Annotated in this window: 21 protein-coding genes and 2 pseudogenes; 8 read left to right on the plus strand and 15 right to left on the minus strand. The window is 61.3% G+C overall.

Going from position 1 to position 20,399, the window contains the following annotated elements:
* Positions 1-340: 340 nt before the first annotated feature.
* Positions 341-715, minus strand: coding sequence for a GntR family transcriptional regulator (locus H9627_RS04730; RefSeq protein ID WP_191732876.1), 375 nt, complete (start codon positions 713-715; stop codon positions 341-343).
* 218 nt (positions 716-933) lie between these two features.
* On the opposite strand from H9627_RS04730, the pseudogene H9627_RS14370 reads away from it, so the two are divergent.
* Positions 934-1,503: pseudogene (locus H9627_RS14370) on the plus strand (NYN domain-containing protein); the annotation flags it as partial.
* Between the two features lie 399 nt (positions 1,504-1,902).
* A pseudogene (locus tag H9627_RS14375) lies at positions 1,903-2,241 on the plus strand (NYN domain-containing protein); the annotation flags it as partial.
* A gap of 63 nt (positions 2,242-2,304) precedes the next feature.
* Here H9627_RS14375 and H9627_RS04740 read toward each other — a convergent pair.
* Together H9627_RS04740 and H9627_RS04745 are read right to left on the minus strand one after the other, a co-directional pair.
* Entirely contained in the window at positions 2,305-3,186 is an 882-nt protein-coding gene (locus H9627_RS04740) for a PspA/IM30 family protein (protein WP_191732878.1), read from the minus strand.
* 212 nt (positions 3,187-3,398) lie between these two features.
* Positions 3,399-3,776, minus strand: a complete 378-nt coding sequence (locus H9627_RS04745; protein WP_191732879.1) for a thioredoxin family protein — start codon at positions 3,774-3,776, stop codon at positions 3,399-3,401.
* 196 nt (positions 3,777-3,972) lie between these two features.
* Here H9627_RS04745 and H9627_RS04750 point away from each other — a divergent pair, with 196 nt between their 5' ends.
* Together H9627_RS04750 and H9627_RS04755 are read left to right on the plus strand one after the other, a co-directional pair.
* Complete coding sequence (locus tag H9627_RS04750; RefSeq protein WP_191732880.1) at positions 3,973-4,182, plus strand: heavy-metal-associated domain-containing protein; 210 nt, start codon at positions 3,973-3,975, stop codon at positions 4,180-4,182.
* A gap of 193 nt (positions 4,183-4,375) precedes the next feature.
* On the plus strand, positions 4,376-5,695 hold the full coding sequence (locus tag H9627_RS04755; RefSeq protein ID WP_191732881.1) for an MFS transporter: 1,320 nt from the start codon (positions 4,376-4,378) through the stop codon (positions 5,693-5,695).
* On the opposite strand, the gene H9627_RS04760 is transcribed toward H9627_RS04755, so the two are convergent.
* From H9627_RS04760 to H9627_RS04805, 10 genes are all read right to left on the minus strand, one after another.
* Entirely contained in the window at positions 5,655-5,873 is a 219-nt protein-coding gene (locus H9627_RS04760) for a hypothetical protein (RefSeq protein WP_225213504.1), read from the minus strand. The genes H9627_RS04755 and H9627_RS04760 overlap by 41 nt on opposite strands.
* On the minus strand, positions 5,848-6,426 hold the full coding sequence (locus H9627_RS04765) for a PadR family transcriptional regulator (RefSeq protein WP_225213505.1): 579 nt from the start codon (positions 6,424-6,426) through the stop codon (positions 5,848-5,850). The genes H9627_RS04760 and H9627_RS04765 overlap by 26 nt, the downstream gene beginning before the upstream one ends.
* Positions 6,427-6,717: 291 nt before the next feature.
* Complete coding sequence (dnaB, locus tag H9627_RS04770; protein WP_191732883.1) at positions 6,718-8,301, minus strand: replicative DNA helicase; 1,584 nt, start codon at positions 8,299-8,301, stop codon at positions 6,718-6,720.
* A gap of 753 nt (positions 8,302-9,054) precedes the next feature.
* Positions 9,055-9,507, minus strand: a complete 453-nt coding sequence (gene rplI / locus H9627_RS04775; RefSeq protein WP_191732884.1) for a 50S ribosomal protein L9 — start codon at positions 9,505-9,507, stop codon at positions 9,055-9,057.
* A 54-nt stretch (positions 9,508-9,561) separates the two neighbouring features.
* Positions 9,562-10,272 carry a single-stranded DNA-binding protein gene (locus H9627_RS04780; protein WP_191732885.1) on the minus strand — a complete coding sequence of 237 codons (711 nt, stop codon included), beginning with the start codon at positions 10,270-10,272 and terminating at the stop codon, positions 9,562-9,564.
* 37 nt (positions 10,273-10,309) lie between these two features.
* Positions 10,310-10,597: a 30S ribosomal protein S6 gene (gene rpsF, locus H9627_RS04785; RefSeq protein WP_191732886.1), complete on the minus strand. Its 288-nt coding sequence runs from the start codon at positions 10,595-10,597 to the stop codon at positions 10,310-10,312.
* A 449-nt stretch (positions 10,598-11,046) separates the two neighbouring features.
* Positions 11,047-11,238 carry a hypothetical protein gene (locus tag H9627_RS04790; RefSeq protein ID WP_006768823.1) on the minus strand — a complete coding sequence of 64 codons (192 nt, stop codon included), beginning with the start codon at positions 11,236-11,238 and terminating at the stop codon, positions 11,047-11,049.
* Positions 11,239-11,249: 11 nt separating this feature from the next.
* A complete protein-coding gene (locus H9627_RS04795; RefSeq protein ID WP_191732887.1) occupies positions 11,250-12,731 on the minus strand; it encodes a glycosyltransferase family 87 protein in 1,482 nt (493 codons plus the stop codon).
* A gap of 65 nt (positions 12,732-12,796) precedes the next feature.
* Positions 12,797-15,013, minus strand: a complete 2,217-nt coding sequence (locus H9627_RS04800; protein ID WP_191732888.1) for a transglycosylase domain-containing protein — start codon at positions 15,011-15,013, stop codon at positions 12,797-12,799.
* A gap of 91 nt (positions 15,014-15,104) precedes the next feature.
* Positions 15,105-15,467, minus strand: coding sequence for a DUF5318 family protein (locus tag H9627_RS04805; protein ID WP_191732889.1), 363 nt, complete (start codon positions 15,465-15,467; stop codon positions 15,105-15,107).
* A 197-nt stretch (positions 15,468-15,664) separates the two neighbouring features.
* On the opposite strand from H9627_RS04805, the gene H9627_RS04810 reads away from it, so the two are divergent.
* The 3 genes from H9627_RS04810 to H9627_RS04820 all read left to right on the plus strand — a co-directional run bounded on the left by H9627_RS04810 (position 15,665) and on the right by H9627_RS04820 (position 17,653).
* On the plus strand, positions 15,665-16,126 hold the full coding sequence (locus H9627_RS04810; RefSeq protein ID WP_191732890.1) for a MarR family winged helix-turn-helix transcriptional regulator: 462 nt from the start codon (positions 15,665-15,667) through the stop codon (positions 16,124-16,126).
* A 28-nt stretch (positions 16,127-16,154) separates the two neighbouring features.
* The gene (locus H9627_RS04815; protein WP_191732891.1) at positions 16,155-17,099 is read left to right on the plus strand and encodes a universal stress protein; all 945 of its coding nucleotides are present in this window, start codon (positions 16,155-16,157) and stop codon (positions 17,097-17,099) included.
* A 62-nt stretch (positions 17,100-17,161) separates the two neighbouring features.
* Positions 17,162-17,653 carry a hypothetical protein gene (locus H9627_RS04820; RefSeq protein ID WP_191732892.1) on the plus strand — a complete coding sequence of 164 codons (492 nt, stop codon included), beginning with the start codon at positions 17,162-17,164 and terminating at the stop codon, positions 17,651-17,653.
* Between the two features lie 80 nt (positions 17,654-17,733).
* On the opposite strand, the gene H9627_RS04825 is transcribed toward H9627_RS04820, so the two are convergent.
* Together H9627_RS04825 and trhO are read right to left on the minus strand one after the other, a co-directional pair.
* On the minus strand, positions 17,734-18,081 hold the full coding sequence (locus tag H9627_RS04825; RefSeq protein WP_191732893.1) for an antibiotic biosynthesis monooxygenase family protein: 348 nt from the start codon (positions 18,079-18,081) through the stop codon (positions 17,734-17,736).
* Positions 18,082-18,131: 50 nt separating this feature from the next.
* Positions 18,132-19,070 carry an oxygen-dependent tRNA uridine(34) hydroxylase TrhO gene (gene trhO / locus H9627_RS04830; RefSeq protein WP_191732894.1) on the minus strand — a complete coding sequence of 313 codons (939 nt, stop codon included), beginning with the start codon at positions 19,068-19,070 and terminating at the stop codon, positions 18,132-18,134.
* 236 nt (positions 19,071-19,306) lie between these two features.
* Here trhO and H9627_RS04835 point away from each other — a divergent pair, with 236 nt between their 5' ends.
* A complete protein-coding gene (locus H9627_RS04835) occupies positions 19,307-20,395 on the plus strand; it encodes an inositol-3-phosphate synthase (RefSeq protein ID WP_191732895.1) in 1,089 nt (362 codons plus the stop codon).
* Positions 20,396-20,399: the final 4 nt, after the last annotated feature.

Consider the following 20,399-nt stretch of genomic DNA (forward strand, 5'->3'; position numbering starts at 1 on the left):
ACGACAAACATAAAAATAAATGGCACACTATTGAGTTCTCAAACAACATTCGCACACCTGAAACACAAACCGTTTTATGGTGGTTGGTGCTCGTTGGCAGCTTGATCAACGTTACTCACCGTGCTCATCGAAGTCAAAACGCTGTTTCGGTTTCGATGTGATGGTGTCGTTGGGGTCAGCACCTGTTGTCCTACCGCCGCACACTCCAGTAGTTGACTGGATGGGGCGTTGTCGGTCGCGCTGACTGGTATTAATCTACACACCCCACCGACAACCCACAAACCACCAGCTCACAGCACTAAACCGACGAACCGACCAGCAGGCACTTCGCCTCTGACCATCATTTATAGAGTCCCCTGCTTTCCGCGACCTGTTCAAACAGGGTCTGGACACCTTGTCGGGAGATGCCGAGCTTGGTGGCCTCGTCGACAAGCGGCACTACGTATGTAGCGGCAAATTCCCGTTGACGGCGCTGGAGGATGAGGTCGCGCGCCCCTTCGGTGACAAACATGCCGATACCCCGCCTCTTCTCAAGAACGCCGGAATCAATGAGGAGGGACAGTCCCCTGCGGGCGGTTGCCGGGTTGATCCGGTGGAAGCCGGCCAACTCATTCATCGAGGGGGCCTGTTCCCCCACCTTCAGGGATCCGTCCACGATGGTGTCTTCTAATAACAGTGCAATCTGTCGGAAGAGTGGGGCATTGTTCTCATCCATCGGTCACCGCAACCGCCTCACTGGTTGGTTACTCATGTAACTAACCCTAGATCTGTCTCCGGCCCTCCACAAGCACTGACGGCCGCTGCCGCGACATGCTTTCACATGCTTTGAAAAACCCAACCGCTGTTTATCCACTGCAAATAGACGCAAATTTACTGAATAAGGCATGCTTAAGTAAACAGATTTATAACTCAACAGAATCGGAATTAGGAGCCATGCTTGAACGCACACAGATATTCGTGGACACGTCGTACCTCCTCGCAAGCTTTTACAACTCTTGGGAGACAGGCGCACGCGCCCAATTAGAAATCGACCTCCCCGAGGTAGTCGGGGTTTTAGGAAGGATGATAGAACAACAACTCAAACAGCCTGTACAGAGACAGATGTGGTACGACGGGATCCCCGACTCCGGACCCCACCGTTACCAACGCGCCCTGCGCACCTGCGACGGTGTGCAGCTGCGCGCTGGCCAGCTGATTGAATGGGGAGAGCGTCGTACGCAGAAGGCCGTCGACACCCGCCTGGTGGCCGACCTGGTCCTGGCGGGCGTGCGGGGCCAGTGCTCAGACATCGTGCTCGTCTCCGGTGATGCCGACATGATTCCGGGTGTGCAGGAGGCCGCCAACGCCGGTGTCCGCGTCCACCTCTACGGCTTCGGCTGGGATTCCATGTCCTCCCAGCTGCGTCACTGCTGTGACACCACCACCATTCTGGACCCCCGCGAGGATTTCGCCGACTGCATGCAGCTGCAGGTCCTTGAGGGGCCAGTGCCGCCGGCCGTGCGCGTCAAACCCATCGGCGATGCGGAACCACTGGAGGAACCCGGTCTCACCCCGGTTCCCAATGCGAATGGCGATATACCCCCGGCACCGACCAGCACCCCGGAACTTGCAGAAGACGACAAACAGTCAGATCAAGCGGAGGCAACTGAGACAACCGCCAAGCTGACCCAGGCCCCGGTCACCCCGGCGACCATCGCCTCACCCCCGAAACCCGGCCGGGCCCCCAGCCAGGTGACCAGCCCAGTGCCAGGACCAGTTCCCGGCACGCCCAGGCCAGGCCCGTCGACAAGCACCCCAGACCCAGTCGTGCCAGCCGAACCACCCCTGCCACCGGCGGACGATGCCCCATCCCAGGTGGAGGAGGAGGTACAGGAACAGGTTGATCAGAACAAGTCGAAGGCCATCCCGAATCCCTCGATGATGGCTCCCCGGCGCAAGCTGCGCTCCCGTTATGTTCCGCTCCCCAATGAGGTGTGGACATCAGCGGGGTTCCAGACCCCCTATGACGTGGGCCAGCAGTACGCGTCCTGGTGGTTTGAGCATGCCGCCACCGCAGAGCAGCGTGATCAGGCGCATCTGCTCTCCGGCGGTGGTCTACCGCCCGAGATTGATCGTCCCCTGTTGCAGTTCGCGTGTGAGACGCTCCATGAGTACACGCTCACCGAATCCCAGCGGGTGAGCCTGCGGGACGGTTTCCACTCCGGGATCCGCGGTGTGCTGCTCAACATCCACGACGATTAACTACAACCCAGCACGAAGGCCGTCACCCGATGAACCACATCAGGTGACGGCCTTGGTGTTTGTCTACTTCTTGTCGGTGTTCTCCGCGCCGTCAGCAGGAGCATCAGGAGTATCCGGAGCACCGGTGGTGTCCGGGGCCTCGGTGGTGTCGTCGACAAGCTCCTCGGCGTCCTCCACCGACTCGCCGGTGCCCTTCTCCAGCTGGCCGGCGGCCCCGGAACCCAGGCCGGCCTCCGCGCGAATCTGCTCGAGGCGGGCCGAGGCACGCATGTCGGTGCCGGTCTGCTGGATCTCGGCGATGCGGTCATTGACGGAATTCTGGGTGAGTTCCTGCGCGCCCAGGGCATCGGCGTATCGACGCTCGATCTTCTCACGCACCGCATCCAGGGTGGGCACGGAATCATCATTCCCACCGAACTGGTTGAGGCTATCCATGGACTGGGTGACGGTTTCCTGCATCTGCGCCTGATCCGCCTGCGCACGCAGGGCATCGATCTGGGAGAGCTGCTCCTTCAGCCGCATCTCGGATTCCTTGGACTTCTTGGTGGCATCCTCAGCGGCGGCCTCGGCCTGGTTGTGCAGCGCGGTGGTCTCCTCCAGCTGCTGCTCCACTGACACCAGCTGGGAGGCGAAGACCTCGGCGGTGTTGTTGAACTCCTGGGCCTTGGTGGCATCGCCATCCTGGGCTGCCTTGTCGGCGAGCTGGATGGCCTGACGGGCCTTGTCCTGCAGCGCATCCCGATCCTTGACCAGGCGGTCGAGTTTCATCTCCAGCTGCTTCTTCTGGCCGATGACCTGCGAGGCCTGCTGCATGATCTGATTGTGCTGCTGCTTGGCGGCAGTGACGGCCTGCTGGATCTGGACCTTGGGATCCGCGTTCTCGTCGATCTTGTTGTCAAAGGAAGCCATGAGATACTTCCAGCCCTTGCTGAATGGATTAGCCATTGTCAGTCACTTCCCAGGAGTAGTTCGTGTGTGTCGTTGTGGCCCCGAGTCTACGTAAATTCACAGGTGCCCACCCGCCGGGAACATAAAACGAACGCCCCGATCCCTCCCCTGCCACCATGAATCCCTATATGGGTTGGTGGCGTCGGGGAGGAACCGGGGCGCGCGGAGGAGGATCAGACCAGAGGCTGACCCTCAACTACCGGGGTGACTTAGGCGTCGCCCTGGGCGGCCTGCTGCTCGGCGATCTGACGACGGACATCCTCCATGTCCAGCTGCTTGACCTGCGAAACCAGATCATCCAGGGCGGGGGCTGGCATGGTGCCAGCCTCGCGGAAGACCATGATGCCATCGCGGAAGATCATCAGGGTGGGGATGGACTGGATCTCCAATGCAGCGGCGAGGCTCTGGTTCGCCTCGGTGTCCAGCTTGGCGAAGACCGCATCCGGGTGATCGCCGGACACCTTCTCGTAGGTGGGGGCGAACTGACGGCACGGACCGCACCAGGAAGCCCATGCATCAACAAGGACGATGCCCTCGCCGGTGACGGTCTGTTCAAATGTGTCTTCGGTTACATCAATCGTTGCCATGTAATAACTCCTTCTGAAACTTTGTATGGTCTGTATATATAGATCAACTAAATGTGGGTTCCGGACATTCCCGTGGCGGTCAGGATCCCGCCCCGGGGAGACTCCGCGCCTGAATCCGACTCAAGGGACATCGTACAGTGCGCATGGTGGCCGGTCCGGGTTCCGGAGGGATCCACATCGAGAAAGGACGATTTCTATGAGCACGAAGAATTATTCGGTTGAGGGCATGACCTGCGAGCACTGCGTCGCATCCGTCCAGGAGGAAGTTGCCGAGGTCGCCGGCACCCAGGGTGTGGAGGTGGAGCTGGAGTCCGGCCGCCTCGTCGTGACCGGTGAGGGTTTCAGCGATGAGGCCATCGCCGCCGCCGTCGAACGCGCCGGTTATAAGATCCAGCAGGAACACTGACCTTCGCGCCTGAAGCAGGAATCCACAGGCCGTCCCGTGCCCGCCAGCCACCCTACATAAGGGGTGGTGCATGCATCATGGCGGGACCCACCCCGGTCCGACTCGCACGCCGAGCCGGACCGGGGTTATTTTGTGCGCCGGGGCGCTTATCGACGCCAGATACCCCCGCCCAAGCGGAGTAGAGTTTCCGCGTATGAACCTAACGCGTAATGACAGGCTGGATCGTCTGCCTGTCACCTCAAAACACAGGAAGCTCCTCGGTGGTTCAGGGATCGGCTGGGCCCTGGACGCCATGGACGTCGGACTGATCTCCTTCATCATGGCCGCGCTGGTCACCCACTGGGATCTGTCCCCCACGGAGGCCTCCCTGCTCGGCTCCATCGGTTTCGTCGGCATGGCGCTGGGTGCCACCTTCGGTGGTTTGCTCGCCGACAAGGTGGGGCGCCGCCAGGTGTTCGCCCTCTCCCTGCTGGTGTACGGCATCGCCACCGGGGCCTCCGCCCTGTCCGTTTCCCTCATCATGCTCATGGCACTGCGCTTTGTCGTCGGCCTCGGCCTGGGCGCGGAACTCCCGGTGGCCTCCACGCTCATCTCCGAGTTCTCACCGCGCCGCATCCGTGGCCGCATGGTGGTCATCCTCGAGGCCTTCTGGGCACTGGGATGGATCATGGCCGCCATCATCGGCACCTTCGTGGTCACCATCGGTGAGAACGGATGGCGCTGGGCACTGGCACTGGGCTGCGTACCCGCCGCCTACGCCATCTATATCCGCCTCGGCCTGCCGGAGTCGGTCCGCTTCCTGGAGAGCAAGGGCCGTCACGAGGAGGCAGAGGCCATCGTGGTCTCCTTCGAGGAACAGGCCGCGCGGGAGGGCAAGCCCCTCACGGACACCCTTCCGGAGATCCGCGATGTGGAGGTCGAGGGATCTGACTCGATCTGGGACAAGAACCTGCGTAAGCGCACGGCTGCCCTCTGGGTGGTGTGGTTCTGCATCAACCTGTCCTACTACGGCGCCTTCATCTGGATCCCGTCCCTGCTGGTGGCCGACGGCTTCACCCTGGTCAAGTCATTCCAGTTCACGCTGATCATCACCCTGGCACAGTTGCCGGGTTATGCGGCGGCCGCGTGGCTCATTGAGAAGTGGGGTCGCAGGGCGACTCTCTCGACCTTCCTGGCCGGTTCCGCCGTGTCTGCCGCCATGTACGGCATGGCTGATGCGGAATGGCAGATCCTCGTTGCAGGCTGCCTGTTGTCGTTCTTCAACCTGGGCGCATGGGGTGCCCTCTACGCCATCGGGCCGGAGTTGTATCCGACGGATGTGCGTGGCACCGGCACAGGTGCTGCCGCAGGTTTCGGACGCATCGCGTCCATCATCGCACCGTTGATTGTTCCACCCGTGATCAGCCTGGGTGGCCCGGTGCTGCTGTTCGCGCTGTTCGCCTCAGCGTTCGCGCTGGCTGCCGTGGCGGCGTTTACGCTGCCTGAGCAGAAGGGTAAAGCCCTGGCTGATTAGCGGAGGTGACGTCGCGCCACCAGGATTTCAGCTGGCCCACCACACCGCGGTTCTCGCGGGCGGCGAAATCCTCGATGTTGCGCGGCAGGTTCGCGATCACCGTGGCATCGCTCTTACGGGCGACCACGATGTCATCGCGCAGCTGCACGGTATCAGGGTTGAATGTTCTTGATGTCATCTGCTGCCTTCCTCAATATCTCGATGATTTTCTCTTCATTACCTTCGGGAGCTGCCTTGAGCAGCTCCCTGATTTTGTAGTACTCGCTCCGGATGTTGTGGATTCCGGATTCCCGCGACCCGGGGTCGCGGTATGCCTCGAGAATGCCGGACCATGTCTCCCCGTTCTCGGCGACGCGTTGTGCGCCCTCCGCGGTCAGACGGGCCATCTTCCGGCCGGATTGGTTGCTGATGGTGATCAGCTGCTCATCCTCCAGCATGGACAGGGTCGGATAGATGGCCCCCGGGCTGGGTGTCCAGTTGCCGTTGGTACGCTCGGTGATGATCGTGATGATCTGGTAACCGTGCATGGGCTCCGAGCTCAACAGCCACAGGATGGCATGGCGCAGATCCCCACGACCGGCACGACCTCCGCGGCCACGCCCCGGGCGGCGCCCCGGGTTGCCGATGCCGTGACCCTGATGGTCCCGGCGGGGATGTCGGCGGCCCGGTGGACACTCTCGATAGGTTTCACTTTTAAGTTGTGAAGCGTTGAGCTGTCGTTGGAAGCGCATTCCGTATCCCTTTCCCCGGCCCGGAGAAGACCTCCGCACTAGTGAGAAGTTAACGATATGTCTCAACTTATCGCTATGTGAACGATACGGCCATAATAACCAATATATGCTGGTCAGGCTAGGTCGCTAAGGCTTGCCAAACATAGATTAGGCTAGGGTTAGTGACCGCGGCGAGCGCGCCCGGAAGGAGTAATGGGGGCCACAGGCGTCGATAAGCACACCCCCCGGAAACGCAGAAACGGTGACCGTTACCGGTCACCGCTCTCATAAGCTGGGCTTCTTAGTGAAGCCTTATCCGCGTGCCATATCCACAAAACGCGAGTAGTGGAGCTGATGCGCCACCTGGACGGTGTCGATCGGACCGCCACGGTGCTTCGCCAGGATGATGTCCGCCTCGCCTGCGCGCTCATCATCCTTGTCCTGGGAGTCGGGACGGTAGAGCAGCATGACGATATCAGCGTCCTGCTCCAGGGAACCCGACTCACGCAGATCGGCGAGCTGCGGGCGCTTATCGGTACGGGACTCCGGGCCACGGTTGAGCTGGGAGATGGCGATCACGGGCACATCCAGTTCCTTGGCCAACAGCTTGAGCTGACGGGAGAACTCCGAGACCTCCTGCTGACGCGACTCGACCCGCTTGCCTGAGCTCATCAGCTGCAGGTAGTCCACCACGATGAGCTTGAGGTCATGCTTCTGCTTGAGCTTGCGGGCCTTGGACCGGATCTCCATCATGGTCAGGTTCGCGGAATCATCGATGAACAGCGGGGCCTTGGCCACCTTATCCAGGCGCTGGACCATCTTCTCCCACGCCTCCTCGTCCATCCGACCACCACGCATGTCCGATAGACGGATCTCCGTCTCCGCGGACAGCAGACGCATGACGATCTCGGATTTCGACATTTCCAGGGAGAAGATGGCCGAGGCCAGGTCATTGCGGATCGAGGCCGACCGCATGAAATCCAGGGCCAGCGTGGACTTACCCACACCCGGACGCGCCGCGACGATGACCATCTGGCCACCACGCAGACCATTGGTCAGGTCATCCAGATCCTTGAAACCGGTCGGGATGCCCGCCGCCAGGCCACCATCGGTGGACAGTTGCTCCAGCTCCTCCATGGTGTCACCCAGGATGTCAGCCAGCACCGCATAATCCTCGGACTGGTTCTTCTGGGAGACCGCGAAGACCTCCTGCTGGGCACGGTCGATGACCGCGTCGATCTCTGCACCATCATCGCCCTCATAACCCAGCTGCACCACGCGGGTGCCGGCATCGACCAGCCGGCGCAGGACCGCCTTCTCCGAGACGATCTCCGCATAGTAACGGGCATTGGCCGCGGTGGGCACCGACTGGATGAGGGTGTGCAGATACGCACCACCACCGACACGCTCCAGATCATTGGTGCGATCGAGGCGGCCCGAGACGATCACCGGGTCGATGTCCTTGTTATCACTGAACAGATCGATGATCGCCTGGAAGATCAGCTGGTGCGCCGGACGGTAGAAATCATCCGGGGTCAGGACATCAAGGATGTCAATGACGGTATTGGGGCTGAGCAGCATCGCACCCAGCACGCCCATCTCGGCGTCATTGTCGTAGGGCGGGGACCTGAAATCACGGTACTCCCGCGAACCGGCGTCACGGTCCCGACCACCACGGCCCGGCCCCTTGTTGAAGGATCGACCGTCACGGCTGTCACCACCGTCCCGACCGCCACGGTTGAAACCACCGCCGGACCCGGCACCGGGTGCCGCGGCGAAATCCACATCCGCGAAGGCGCGCGTGGGGAAATCCGTACTCTCCGGTGCCACATCATCACCCGGCTCCGGTGGGGGAACAAAGTCATCGTCGAAACTGGCTGATACATCAGCTGACATCGCTGATCCCCTTTCTCTTAGCCTGCTTAACTCTAGTGTTTTTCGGTCCTCTAGTCATTTCCCCCGGGCTGCCCCGAAGTCTCATCCCCGTGTGGTTGTGAGCTACCACTCCCACACCCCGGATATCTACCGGCTGCACGGTTTCCCACAGGATTTATCCACAAAACAATGGGTTAACGGTTGTTGTCGTCCCCCCAGTTTTCCCCAATTTCTACAAGTTACCCACATTTGGCCCTCCGGCCTGTGGATAACTTGTGGACAACTCCCTCCCAGGAGTGGGGAAAACCACTATCCCTGCAGCTCAGTGCGGAGTGTCGCCCTGTGGATAACTGTGGTGATGCGGTGGATAACTCTCCCCACCTGCGCTTATCCGGGTTCGAAAACCCATTCACCACGCCTGTGCAGGGGTTTTCACATCCGCTAACAACCGGTGAACTATCCACAATTGCCCACAGTTATCCACAGGCTCGGGATAACCTCATCGCGCGCTCATTCCGAGCCACTGACAGACAGGCCGGGAAGGCCCGGATGAGTGGGCCCACCGGGGTGGATTTTCCTGGGTGACAGAGGGGCGTCGACAAGCTCCGATAAGCTCCGGCGAGCTCGGGTGAGGAACCGACGGCGGGCGACCCACGCCTGCATGGAGAAAGATTTCAACCCCACACCTGCTGTTTGGTGTGGGGTTGAAAAATGCTGTTGTCGTTGGGTGCTCACCTCAAGGTGAGGGGCACCGCCGTCGCATGCGCGTTGTCGTTACGCGGCGACGACCTCAAACTTCACGCGGGACACAATGCCCTCATGAATCTTTGCTTCTACCTGGTACTTACCTGTGGTCTTGACCAGGTTCTTCGGGAGAACGATGGCACGCTTGTCCAGGTTCGGGCCGCCGGCTGCCTTGACTGCGTCGACGATGTCGTCAGCCTTGACAGAACCGAACAGCTTACCGCTCTCGGAGGTGCGGACTGCAACCTTGACGCCCTCGAGGGCCTCCAGCTGAGTCTTGACTTCGCGAGCATGGTCGAGGTCGCGGATTGAGCGAGCCTCCTGGGCACGCTTGATGCCCTCGATCTGCTTCTCAGCGCCCGGGGTAGCCGGAATGGCCAGGCCACGCGGGAGCAGCAGGTTACGTCCGTAGCCGTCCTTGACCTCGACGATGTCGCCAGCGACACCGAGGTTCTCAACGGCGGCGGTGAGGATCAGCTTCATGATCCCTGCCTTTCGTGGTTTTTAAAAAGTGTGATGTTGGAAAAGAAGAAAAGTTTAGAACGGGGGCTCATCGTCCGCGCCACCGAATCCGCCGCTGCCGGCGGGTGGTGCGGAATTCCAGGGATCATTGTCCGGGGCTGCAGCCTGATTGCCGCCACCACCGAAACCACCCTGGTTGAAGTTGTTACCGGACTGGCCCTGGTTGCCGCCTGGGTTTGCACCCTGGCCACCACCGAAACCGCCCTGGTTGCCCTGCTGTCCGCCGAAACCACCGGTGTTCTGACCGAATCCACCCTGACCGCCGCCCGGGTTTGCACCCTGGTTGCCGCCCTGGCCTCCGAAGCCACCGCCCTGGTTGCCGCCGAAGCCGCCACCCTGGCCGCCCTGGCCGCCACCGCGTGGAATACGGGTGACCTCGGCCTTGGCGTACTTCAGGGAAGGGCCGACCTCGTCGACCTCAACCTCGAAGATGGTGCGCTTCTCGCCCTCACGGGTTTCGTAGGAGCGCTGACGGAGACGGCCCTGCACGATGACGCGCATGCCCTTCGTCAGTGATTCAGCCACATTTTCAGCGGCTTCGCGCCAGACATTGCAGGTGAGGAACAGGCCTTCTCCATCTTCCCACTGGTTGGTCGTCCTGTTGAACGTCCGTGGGGTGGAGGCGATACGGAAGTTAGCGACTGCTGCACCCGATGGGGTGAAGCGCAACTCCGGGTCGGCAACCAGGTTGCCCACGACGGTGATGTTTGTATCTCCCTGTGCCATGTCCTTCAACTACCTCTCTAGAGCTTTGTAGCGTTCTTTACTTGTCGAGTCGCAGAACCTTGGTGCGCAGGACACCATCGTTCAGGTTCAGAACACGATCGAGCTCGAGCACGGTTGCAGACTCGCACTTGAGATCGACGACGGCGTAGATGCCCTCTTCCTTCTTGTTGATCGGGTAGGCCAGACGGCGCTTGCCCCAGACATCAACCTTCACAACATCGCCCTTGTCCTTGCGGACAACCTCGAGGAACTTATCCAGGGACGGGGCAACGGTGCGCTCATCCTGAGAAGGATCGAGAATGATCATGAGTTCGTATTGACGCACGGACCTCATCACCTCCTATGGTCTAGTAATTGTTTTCGGCCACGCCCTTGTGGCGTAGCAGGAGGGTCGTTGCGTCAGCAACCTATTCAAGGTACACCAGCAGACACCGAATGTCGATTCCCCGCCGCGGGGAATCCAGGTGACCTTCGCGACACCTCCGCGCCACCTGGCATGACCCGGTGTAGCCCAGCAGTTACTTGGCCTGAGCTGAATGCTGGGCGGTACCGGTGGTCATACCGGCGAGTGTCAGCGCAGAAACCGCGAGGATTCCCGAGAAGGAGGATGAAGTATTCACGTGGGCCTGTCCTTTCACCATATTCGCTCGTGATGTGATACTACTCACTCAACGACCACAACGGCACCCTGGTTCCCGACAGCTCCCGGCAGTTCCCCACAGCCCTCGATGTAATTCGGTGCCCACGGGGATGCCTGCTGCGACCCGGCGCGCATCAGGACAGGGTGGTGCCCCAGAAGACGGCGATGCCCACCGGGATGACGGTGATCAGCACGATGGCGATGGTGAACAGCGTCCAGATCAGACGCTGGGGTTTCTTGTACATGAAACTGGCGAACGCCCCGCCGAAGAACAGGAAACCCACAAAAACACTTGCCATGGTGATGATCAGAACGGTGTCGTTCACTAATTTTCCTTCTACTGCTTCTCTAGTGCTTTTCGACGCTCCGCTGGCCGCTTTCCGGCCAGCGTGAACGTATCCGTGTCCCCGAACACCCCAACGAGGGGATCCTTCCCGCCATGCGCATCCAGGACGGGATCGGGGATACGTCCCATCATCTGGCGAATGACCATGACGACCATGGCAATGATGAATCCGTCGCGGGTGATCAGGACGATGTCCAGCAGACCGCTCGGGATTCCCATGTTCTCGGTACCCAGCATGTGCCACATCAGTATCGGCCACACCATGGCATCCACCACCATCCAGGGGAAGAGGAGACGCCAGCGGGGGAGTGCGAGCACCGCCAGGGGTACCAGCCAGAGGGAGTACTGGGGGCTCCAGACCTTGTTGACAAGGAGGAAGGCAGCGACGATCAGGAACGCGAGTTCCGCCACCCGGGGGCGTCGCTGCACCTTCAGTCCGAAGATGGCGATGGCCAGGCAGGTGGCCGCGAACAACAGGAAACTAATGGTGTTGAGGGCCTCGGGATTGTTGATCGGGAACGGCAGGTTGCGGTCGAGGATCTGGTAGATCGTGGTCCATTCCGCACCACGGGTCTCGTTGAGGCGGATGAACTCGTACCAGGCGTTGGGGTAGGCAATCATCACGGGAACGTTGACCACGAGCCAGCTCACCACGGCCGCGCCGAGCATGGAGAAGAACTCCTTCAGCTTGCCGCTGCGCACACCCAGCACGAGGAAGGCACCGAGCAGGTAGAGGGGCCACAGTTTGAAGGCGGTGCCCAGGCCGATGAGCACACCTGCCCACACCGGGTTACCGCGTTTGACCGCGAGCAGTGCACCGACAACCGCTGCAATGGAGGGGGTGTCCCAGTTGGTGAATGCGTGGACGGCGACCAGGGGGGAGGCCGCCACCAGGACGGTGTCCCACACCCGGTTGCCGGTGAGTTCCACCATCATGCGGATGACCAGCACCCAGAAGAACGCCAATCCCAGGGCGGTGATGATGAAGTAGAAGCCGGCCTCGGGGAGGGAGTTGAAGGGTAGTGCCTCCACGAGCGGGTAGAGGAATCGGGTGATGGTGGCGGCTATCCACTGGAAGATGCCTCCCAGCACGGGGTATTCCATGTACCGGGTGAGGTCACCCTCCTGCCACGAGTAGGCATAGGGGAAACCGGGGGAGTCCAATCCGCGCGCCCCGTAGAGGGGAACGATGTCGTTATAACAGGCGGAGGTGTACTGGCGGTTGCCGGACCAGTTCAGACTGAGGGTTCCGTCCTCAGCCCGCCCGCCCTGGATGCAGTTAGCCTTGGTGAGGAAACCCACCGCCAGGAAGACCAGGGAGGTGGTAATGAGAACGCGGAGGGGGGTCCAGAATCGCTGGGTGCCCACCTTCGCGAAACGGCCGAGCCGACCTCCGATGGCGTTGATGAAATCGTTGGCAACGAGTTCCGTGTCAGCCGGTGACACCCGGTCTGTGATCACCTTCTGGTCCATCGAGGTCGGCTCCTTGTGTGTGGCGTTACTCCCTGGCCCCGGGTGGGCGGAGTCTGCCTGTGATTCTAACCCAGGTTGAGCAGGTCTCCTGGGATAACGATGCCCGGCGCGAGCTCAATGTCGCCGGTGCCCTCAGCCGGGGCCTCGGGGGCTGGTGCCTCCGGGGCCGGGGCGGGTGACTGTGCATCCCCGGGTGCGGGTGCCTGGTCGGGAACGGTAGGAGCAACAGAGGCGGTGTCATCGGTGCCATCGGTACCCGTGCCGGTTCCTGTACCTGTTCCAGTTCCGGTTCCACCGCCGTAGGACGGGGTGGAGGGAGCCCAGTAGTTATAGGACGGGGAGTTGCCGTAACCCAATGGACGCGAGGTGGGGAACTCCTCGATGTCCTCATCCTCCAGGGCGGTGTCCATGGTGTTCTTCCAGATCACCGAGGGGGCGAGGGAGCCGTACATGTTGCCTCCCCATTCGTTGAACAGGGGGGTGTTCTCCACGGTTCCTACCCAGACGGCGGTGGCGAGTTGCGGGGTCGCACCGACCATCCAGGCATCCTTGTTGTAGCCCGTGTCACCCAGCTGGGTGGTGCCGGTCTTGGCTGCCGACGGGCGACCGCCGGCAAGGTTGTTGTAGTTGGAGTACGCGGCGATCGGGGCCATGGCATCGAGGAGGTTGGTCATCACCTTCTCCGAGGCCCGGCGCTCACCTTCGCTCTCCTCAGCCTCGTACAGGATCTCACCCGACAGGGTCTCGACCTTCTCGACGAAGTGCGGACGGTGCCAGATGCCCACATTGGCGATGGTGGCCATGGCCGACGCCATGTCAATGGGGCGGGATGAGTACTGTCCGAGGATGATGCCCTCGTAGGGGGTCTCACCGTTTTCCGTGAGGGTCTTCGGGATACCCGGCAGGGAACGAGCGACACCCAGTGCATGCGCCATGTCGGCGGTGTCCTGGGGACCGTTCTCGAGATCCTGCTGCAGACGGATGAAGCTGGTGTTGTAGGAATGCTTCAGGGCCTCTTCAATGGAGCAGTAGCCACAACCGGAACCATTGACGTTGCTGATGGTCGCATCACCGGAGGTCACCGGATCGGAGCTGTACCCCTGGGACAGTGGGATGCCCTGCTGCAGCGCGGCGGCAAGACCGAAGATCTTGAAGGTGGAACCGGTCTGGAGCGGGGAGTTGGCGTAGTCCCAGCCTCCCGCGTCCTCGCCACCGTAGTAGGCACGGACAGCACCGTTGTCCGGATCGATGGACACGACCGCGGCCCGGATCTCCTCGCCGTGGGTTTCGTACTGTTCGCGTACCGCATCGACGGCACCCTGCTGGGCCACCGGATCGATGGTGGTGGTGATCTGCAGGCCACGGTTCTGCACGTCCTGCTCGGTGATACCCACCGACGCCAGTTCGGTCATCACGTTGTTCTTGATCAGTCCGTTGGTGCCGGTCGCCTCGGTGTAGGCACGGTTGAGGGAGGGATCGGTGGTCTCGGGGTACTGCGCCTGCGCACGGTACTCCGGGGTGATGGCACCGATATCCACCATGCCGTCCAGGACGTAGTTCCACCGTGATTCCGCTGCCTCACGGTTGGTCCACGGTTCCAGGGCGCTCGGCAGCTGGATGCTAGCTGCCAGGACTGCTCCCTCCTCGGGGGAGAGTTCGCTGACGGGCTTATCGAAGTAGGCATGGGCGGCAGCCTGCACACCGTAGGCGTTACGACCGAAGTACACGGTATTCAGGTAGGCCTGCAGCACCTCATCCTTGGACCACTCATTGGCCATCTTGGCGGAATAGACCAGTTCCTTGGCCTTACGGATGACCGAGCGTTCATCACCGACCACCGCCTTCTTCACATACTGCTGGGTGATGGTGGATCCACCACCGGCGGAGGAGTTACCGGTGATCACACCCAGTGCCGCACGGGCGTAACCGGTGATGGAGAAACCCGGGTTGGTGTAGAACTCGCGGTCCTCGGCTGCCATGACGGCATTACGCACCGACTCCGGCACCTCATCCAGGCTCACCATCTGACGGTTGCCTTCGGGTGGGACGATCCGCGCCAGTTCGGTTTCACCGTCGGCGGCGTAGATCTGGGATACCTGCGGAGTGACAAGTTCCTCAGGCTCCGGCACGTCAACCACGATGTACGCGGTCATGAAGACCAGCGCCGGGATCGCGATCATGGCGATGAGGACACCGATGATGCTGTTGCGCAGGGTGCGACGGTTCTTGGCCCGTCGTTTCCCGGAGGCGGGCCTGGCCGGGGATGTGTTGTTGTTCGTCAACTGATATGTCCGTTCAATCAGATCAAGTGGTTATCTGAGGGGGTCGGTGTAGAGGATACTGCCCTGTCGGGTGTTCGCCGGAATCTGAGAATCACCTGGCCGAGGCGGTTTCCGCCTTGAGCAGGTGATTCCATTTGCAGTCCGGGCACACTTCGACGGTATGGACGGTGCATTCCCGCCCATTGTCTACCAATTTCCTGATTTCCTCTTCGTTGCGGGCGGATCCGGAGGCTTTGCCGATCTGTTCGCCGTACACCCACAACACGATGCGCAGGTTGTCACCACCGCAGACCGGGCAGGGGTACTCCGCGGGCTCACCGTGATAATGACCGGCGGTGACAAGGAGGAAGTCAGCATCGCAGATAGTCTCCCTGGACACCTGTCCCTCCCGGAACTGCCGGAGCACATGCCTCCTGGCCCACTGGTGACTGATCTCATTTCGATAATTCACCACACGGGCAAGTGTAGACCCGGCAGGGGCGAAAGAAAGAGGAACGAGAGGCAGACCATCATCATCCGGAACGGTGTGCCCGCACCACAGGGGAACCGTGGGAAAAGTACAGTGAAATTACTGTAAAACTACAGTGATGTAATAGATGCATTTAGTTTCCGGTACAGAAAAGAATCCGGTTAGTCGCTAAGCTGCATAACATGACTGATGCTACCCCCGAGGAACTCGCCGCCCGAGTGCGACCTGCACTGACTAAGCTGTATGTCCTCTATTTCCGTCGATCCGCGCATTCTGATCTGTCCGGGCCGCAGCTGACCGTCCTCAGTCGCCTGGCCGAACACGGACCGTCTCGCATCAGCAGGATCGCCGAACTGGAGGACATCCGGATGCCCACGGCCTCCAATGCGCTCCATCACCTGGAACAGCTCAAGCTGGTCGAGCGCATCCGCGACACCAAAGACCGTCGCGGTGTACAGGTTCAACTCACCGAACACGGTGCCCGGGAACTGGAGCGGGTGAACAAGGAACGAGATGCCCAGATGGCGGAGATGTTGAAGCTGCTACCGCAGGAGAAGTTGGAGCGGACCGGGGAGCTGGTCGATATCATCAACGAACTGGCTGAGGTGTACGGTAACTGGAGAGAGCCAGCCAGCTCCTCCTAAAGTTTCTGCAACTCAACCCCGGAAGTTAATGAACACCACCCTGCGTGTACTCGTATCCTGCCGCCCGGAGAATGATCCTGATGGAAATCCCGGTGAACAAAACGCCGCTGTCTTCGAGTTCGCCGCGTGGCTGTCGCGAACCACTGACATCCGGGTCAGGGGTGTGACCACATTCACCCGCCCGTGGCCGTCATCGTCTGTGAGCAAACTCGGTGGCAAATATAAGAAATGGTTCCAGAACCTGGAATCCCGATACGAATCACGCACCATCAAGGCATTGAAACGCGCCGATGTGGATAAATCCCACTGGGATGCCACGGTTTCAACCTTCGCCGACGGCCCCTCGGAATCGGTGCTGCTGACCCACGCCGCCGAGGATTTCAACGCCGATCTGATTCTGCTCGGGTCCGCTGCGACGGCCCCGAAGGGACGTTTCCTCGCCGGGTCCACCGCCGATGCGCTCCTGCACTCCTCACCGGTGCCCCTCGGGTTGGTGCCCAGGGGTGTCAAGTTGTCCAAGAAGGGTGTCACCCGCGTCAACTATGCATTCACCAGTGAGAATGGGAACGCGCATGACCGGGGCCTGATGTACGCCGCGGAGCTGGCTTCCGCCTGGGGTGTGCCGTTGCGCATCCTCTCCTTCTCCTCCGCGGGCATCGCGGACGGTTCCGCCTCCGACAGCCTCGACCTGCCCTCGCTGTTGTCCAGTGAATGGCGGGAGCATTCCCTGGCCATGCTCGACGGTGCACGCGATGAGGTTCTTGCCATCCATCCCTCACTGGTGGTGACCAGTGAGATCGGTTCCGGCTGGGGATGGAACGGGGCCATCAACGCGCTCAAGTGGAAGAAGGGTGATCTGTTGTGTCTCGGTTCGCGCAGAGCAGACACCATCTCGAGGGTTTTCGTGGGCACTGAAACCATGGAGATCATCCGGAACTCCCCGGTACCCACCATCATCCACCCTGGTCAGTAACGCGATACTGGCTTGGCAGCAGAGTTGGGACTAACGTCTTGTCCTAACAGGAGGACATCCCCATGAGTAAGAAAAAGAAGAATCCGCTCAACCCGGATCACCCGGAGAATGTGTTCAGCGAGGAGGCGGACTACGCCAATCTGCGCCCCACCTTCGCCAATGACTTCTCGGATGTGAACAGGATCCCCGATCCCCTCGAGCAGCAGCGCAAGAATGAGCAGTCATCCCGTCAGGCACTGATCTACCTGGCGGCGGTGCCGATCGTGACGTTCGTATCCGCCTTCCTGTTGGCGTGGGTCGCGCGGCTTATGGGTGGGCCGCTGTGTGATGCCGGGGAGGCGACGTGGATCTGTTCCCGGGCAGCCCAGCTGTGGTGGCCCATCTCCACCAGCCTGATCGCCTTCGGCGGCATGCTCGGTTGTGCCTGGATCCTCTATGACAAGTACCGCAACTTCATCCGGTGGCGCGCCTGGATGGGTGTGCTGTGGGTCCTCATCCCCTTCAGCATGTTGTGGGCCACCTCGGTGCTGCCGATGGCCATCCTGGGTGACTAGGATCCTACTGGCACACAGGTAAGAGAAAGACCCGGGGGATTCCCCCGGGTCTTTGTCATGCGCACCACCGGTGTGGCGGGTTAGGGCTCCAGGGAGTCGAGCACAACCTCGAACTCGAGCAGGGTGGCACCGCTGGCGACGGGCTTGCGGTCACCACCGTGAGCGCCGTGCGCACCCTGGCCACCATGGGCGCCCCCACCGTGCGTGCCGGATGCCATCTCGGCGTCGCGCCAGGCGTTGTAGGATTCCTCATCGGCCCAGCGGGTGACCACGAAGTAGCGGTCCTCACCGGCGACGGGGCGCAGCAGCTGGAAGCCCTCGAAGCCCGGCTGGGAATCGATCGCCTGCTTGCGTGCGGCGAAACGCTTCTCCAGCTCGGGGCCGGCTCCCTCGGGGACGGAAATTGCATTGATCTTCACGATGCTCATGCCCTGTAACCTACCTGAAATCCCGGCCCCGGGGTTCCGGTTTCACACCGCTACTGCGTCACCAGTGGGTCCACCCCGCGGGCGGCGAGATCCGCGGCGATCTCGATGCAGTCGTCCTGCCCGCAGTGGCGGGTTTCCACGTTGGCGTAGCAGTCCGGGCACATGAGCACGAGCTGGCGGCATTCGTCCTCATTGACGCAGTGCTCGAATTTGTTGGTGGGTGTCTCGCAGTGGATGCAGTGGCCGAGGCGTTTGTAGTCCTCACCGAATTCCATGTGCATGCGCTTGTCGAAGACGTAGAGGGAACCCTCCCACAGACCCCGGTTGCCGAACTGTTCGCCGTAGCGGACGATGCCGCCGTCGATCTGGTAGACCTCCTGGAAACCACGGTTGATCATCAGGGAGCTGAGGACCTCGCAGCGGATGCCGCCGGTGCAGTAGGTCACCACCGGTTTGTCCTTCAGATCGTCATACTTGCCGGATTCGATCTCCTTGATGAAGTCGTGGGTGGTGTCAACGTCGGGCACCACGGCGTCACGGAACTTGCCGATCTGGGCCTCCATGGCGTTGCGGCCATCGAAGAAGACCACCTCGTCACCGCGTTCCTCGACGAGCTGGTTTACCTCCTCCGGTTTGAGGTGGACACCGCCGCCGATGATGCCGTTCTCATCCACCTTGATCTCATTCGGTGCCCCGAATGCCACGATCTCATCGCGGACCTTGACGGACAGCTTGGGGAAGTCCTCCGCGCCACCCTCGGACCACTTGAATTCCATCGTGGCGAAACCGGGGTATTCACGGGTTTTCTTGATGTAGGCCTTGCAGTCGTTGATGTCGCCACCGACGGTGCCGTTGATGCCGTGTTCAGAGATGAGGATGCGCCCGCGGAGGTTCAGGGATTCGCACAGATCGCGCTGCCAGAGCTGAACCGCCTTCGGGTCGGACAGGGGGGTGAAGGCGTAGTAGAGGAGAATTTTTCCGATAGACACGGGTTAAATTCTACTGCCCGGTAGCAGCTACCACGAAAACGCGGGTGACATCCCGGGATCACGCAGCCGGGATCGCACCACGACCACCCACCCGCGAACGGGGGAATGCTTGATCGATCAACTGAACCTCTTGATCGATAATGTTCGCGCCTGGATCCCACTTCTGCGGTATGTGAACGTAGCGTCGATGGTTATGCGGCTGTAGCCGCCTTTCGATTTAAGGAGAATTGAAGACTATGAGTGATTCCACCATCCGGGTCGCCATCGCCGGTGTTGGTAACTGTGCGACCTCCCTCATCCAGGGTGTGGAGTACTACCGTGACGCCGCTGCGGATGAAAAGGTCCCCGGCCTCATGCATGTGAAGTTCGGCGATTACCACGTCGGCGATCTGGAGTTCGTGGCAGCGTTCGACGTCGATGCGGAGAAGGTCGGCGTGGATCTCGCGGACGCCACCGAGGCATCCCAGAACTGCACCATCAAGATCGCCGATGTCCCGACCACCGGTGTGACCGTGCAGCGCGGCCCCACGCTGGATGGCCTGGGTGAGCACTACCGTGCCACCATCGAGGAATCCACCGCCGAGCCTGTCGACGTCGTCCAGGCACTCAAGGATGCCCGCGTGGACGTCCTGGTCTCCTACCTCCCGGTCGGTTCCGAGGAGGCGGACAAGTTCTACGCCCAGGCGGCCCTGGATGCGGGCTGTGGTTTCGTCAACGCCCTGCCCGTCTTCATCGCCTCCGATCCGGAGTGGGCACAGAAGTTCACCGACGCCGGTCTGCCCATCGTCGGTGATGACATCAAGTCCCAGGTCGGTGCCACCATCACCCACCGTGTGCTGGCCCGTCTCTTCGAGGAGCGCGGCGTCCGCGTTGACCGCACCATGCAGCTGAACGTGGGCGGCAACATGGACTTCAAGAACATGCTCGACCGCAACCGTCTGGAATCCAAGAAGATCTCCAAGACCCAGGCCGTGACCTCCAACCTGAAGGAGGGCCCGCTGGCCGGCAAGGTGGCGGACCGCAACGTCCACATCGGCCCCTCCGATCACGTGGAGTGGCTGGATGACCGCAAGTGGGCCTACGTCCGCCTGGAGGGCACCGCCTTCGGTGGTGTGCCACTGAACCTGGAGTACAAGCTCGAGGTGTGGGATTCCCCGAACTCCGCGGGCATCATCATCGACGCGATCCGCGCGTGCCGGATCGCCATGGACCGCGGTATCGGCGGACCGGTCATGCCGGCCTCGTCCTACCTGATGAAGTCCCCGCCGGAGCAGCTTGACGACGACGAGGCCCGCGATCGCCTGGAGACCTTCATCCACGGATAAGGCC

The organism is Corynebacterium gallinarum (assembly GCF_014837045.1).
GTDB classification, from domain to species: Bacteria; Actinomycetota; Actinomycetes; order Mycobacteriales; family Mycobacteriaceae; genus Corynebacterium; species Corynebacterium gallinarum.

Bases quoted from the DNA above. Each gene is read 5' to 3' on its own strand.
- H9627_RS04730 (WP_191732876.1), bottom strand. From the start codon at position 715: ATGGATGAGAACAATGCCCCACTCTTCCGACAGATTGCACTGTTATTA.
- H9627_RS04740 (WP_191732878.1), bottom strand. From the start codon at position 3,186: ATGGCTAATCCATTCAGCAAGGGCTGGAAGTATCTCATGGCTTCCTTT.
- H9627_RS04745 (WP_191732879.1), bottom strand. From the start codon at position 3,776: ATGGCAACGATTGATGTAACCGAAGACACATTTGAACAGACCGTCACC.
- H9627_RS04750 (WP_191732880.1), top strand. From the start codon at position 3,973: ATGAGCACGAAGAATTATTCGGTTGAGGGCATGACCTGCGAGCACTGC.
- H9627_RS04755 (WP_191732881.1), top strand. From the start codon at position 4,376: ATGAACCTAACGCGTAATGACAGGCTGGATCGTCTGCCTGTCACCTCA.
- H9627_RS04760 (WP_225213504.1), bottom strand. From the start codon at position 5,873: ATGACATCAAGAACATTCAACCCTGATACCGTGCAGCTGCGCGATGAC.
- H9627_RS04765 (WP_225213505.1), bottom strand. From the start codon at position 6,426: ATGCGCTTCCAACGACAGCTCAACGCTTCACAACTTAAAAGTGAAACC.
- dnaB (WP_191732883.1), bottom strand. From the start codon at position 8,301: ATGTCAGCTGATGTATCAGCCAGTTTCGACGATGACTTTGTTCCCCCA.
- rplI (WP_191732884.1), bottom strand. From the start codon at position 9,507: ATGAAGCTGATCCTCACCGCCGCCGTTGAGAACCTCGGTGTCGCTGGC.
- H9627_RS04780 (WP_191732885.1), bottom strand. From the start codon at position 10,272: ATGGCACAGGGAGATACAAACATCACCGTCGTGGGCAACCTGGTTGCC.
- H9627_RS04795 (WP_191732887.1), bottom strand. From the start codon at position 12,731: ATGGACCAGAAGGTGATCACAGACCGGGTGTCACCGGCTGACACGGAA.
- H9627_RS04810 (WP_191732890.1), top strand. From the start codon at position 15,665: ATGACTGATGCTACCCCCGAGGAACTCGCCGCCCGAGTGCGACCTGCA.
- H9627_RS04815 (WP_191732891.1), top strand. From the start codon at position 16,155: ATGAACACCACCCTGCGTGTACTCGTATCCTGCCGCCCGGAGAATGAT.
- H9627_RS04820 (WP_191732892.1), top strand. From the start codon at position 17,162: ATGAGTAAGAAAAAGAAGAATCCGCTCAACCCGGATCACCCGGAGAAT.
- H9627_RS04825 (WP_191732893.1), bottom strand. From the start codon at position 18,081: ATGAGCATCGTGAAGATCAATGCAATTTCCGTCCCCGAGGGAGCCGGC.
- H9627_RS04835 (WP_191732895.1), top strand. From the start codon at position 19,307: ATGAGTGATTCCACCATCCGGGTCGCCATCGCCGGTGTTGGTAACTGT.